The sequence below is a fragment of the Amedibacillus sp. YH-ame6 genome (genome assembly GCF_053848845.1).
The window spans coordinates 1-1,926 of sequence record NZ_JBSPEZ010000049.1; the positions used below are offsets into that span (position 1 = coordinate 1).

General features: G+C 47.5%; 1 rRNA gene. It reads left to right on the forward strand.

The window, feature by feature from the left end:
* The first annotated feature begins 36 nt into the window (after positions 1 to 36).
* Positions 37 to 1,576: ribosomal RNA gene (locus ACWG0P_RS15980) — 16S ribosomal RNA — on the forward strand.
* The last annotated feature ends 350 nt before the right edge of the window (positions 1,577 to 1,926 follow it).

Sequence of the window (1,926 nt, forward strand, 5' to 3'; positions counted from 1 at the left end):
AAAAAACAAGACGTTGGCAAAACGTCTGAGCTAAATCAAATGGAGAGTTTGATCCTGGCTCAGGATGAACGCTGGCGGCATGCCTAATACATGCAAGTCGAACGAAGTCTTTAGAAAGCTTGCTTTCAAAAAGACTTAGTGGCGAACGGGTGAGTAACACGTAGATAACCTGCCCATGTGCCTGGGATAACTGCTGGAAACGGTAGCTAAAACCGGATAGGTAATGAAGAGGCATCTCTTCATTATTAAAGGAGCGTCAGCTCTGAACATGGATGGATCTGCGGCGCATTAGCTAGTTGGTGAGGTAACGGCCCACCAAGGCGACGATGCGTAGCCGACCTGAGAGGGTGAACGGCCACATTGGGACTGAGACACGGCCCAAACTCCTACGGGAGGCAGCAGTAGGGAATTTTCGTCAATGGAGGAAACTCTGAACGAGCAATGCCGCGTGAGTGAAGAAGGTTTTCGGATCGTAAAGCTCTGTTGTAAGAGAAGAACGGCAGTTAGAGGAAATGCTAACTGAGTGACGGTATCTTACCAGAAAGCCACGGCTAACTACGTGCCAGCAGCCGCGGTAATACGTAGGTGGCGAGCGTTATCCGGAATGATTGGGCGTAAAGGGTGCGTAGGTGGCACATTAAGTCTGAAGTAAAAGGCAACAGCTCAACTGTTGTATGCTTTGGAAACTGATGAGCTAGAGTACAGAAGAGGGCGATGGAATTCCATGTGTAGCGGTAAAATGCGTAGATATATGGAGGAACACCAGTGGCGAAGGCGGTCGCCTGGTCTGTAACTGACACTGAGGCACGAAAGCGTGGGGAGCAAATAGGATTAGATACCCTAGTAGTCCACGCCGTAAACGATGAGAACTAAGTGTTGGAGAAATTCAGTGCTGCAGTTAACGCAATAAGTTCTCCGCCTGGGGAGTATGCACGCAAGTGTGAAACTCAAAGGAATTGACGGGGGCCCGCACAAGCGGTGGAGTATGTGGTTTAATTCGAAGCAACGCGAAGAACCTTACCAGGCCTTGACATGGATTTAAATACCCTAGAGATAGGGAGATAGCTATAAATCACACAGGTGGTGCATGGTTGTCGTCAGCTCGTGTCGTGAGATGTTGGGTTAAGTCCCGCAACGAGCGCAACCCTTGTCGCATGTTACCATCATTAAGTTGGGGACTCATGCGAGACTGCCGGTGATAAACCGGAGGAAGGTGGGGATGACGTCAAATCATCATGCCCCTTATGGCCTGGGCTACACACGTACTACAATGGCGTCTACAAAGAGGAGCAAGCATGTGAATGCAAGCAAATCTCATAAAGGACGTCTCAGTTCGGATTGGAGTCTGCAACTCGACTCCATGAAGTCGGAATCGCTAGTAATCGCAGATCAGCATGCTGCGGTGAATACGTTCTCGGGCCTTGTACACACCGCCCGTCAAACCATGGGAGTCAGTAATACCCGAAGCCGGTGGCATAACCCGTAAGGGAGTGAGCCGTCGAAGGTAGGACCGATGACTGGGGTTAAGTCGTAACAAGGTATCCCTACGGGAACGTGGGGATGGATCACCTCCTTTCTAAGGAGAAAGTACAAAAGTAACACAAGCGAAAAGCAATGAATTTCCTGTTCGGTTTTGGAAGACCGAAAAATCTTCCTAAGGAACCTTTTTCTTCTAAAGAAGGAGGAGGGGAATCGATCTTTGAAAACTGAATGACATCAAAAAAAAGATATTGAGGTCTAAAACGTAAGTTGAAGACTAAGATATTCACATGAGAAAGCAAAAAAACAGTTAAACAAACAGTAAAAAAAACTCAAGCGAAAACCAACTCTTGAAAGAGAGTATAAATAAATAAAAAATGCTTAGTGATTAAGCGAATAAGGGCGTACGGTGGATGCCTTGGCACTTGAAACTGAAGAAGGACGCGA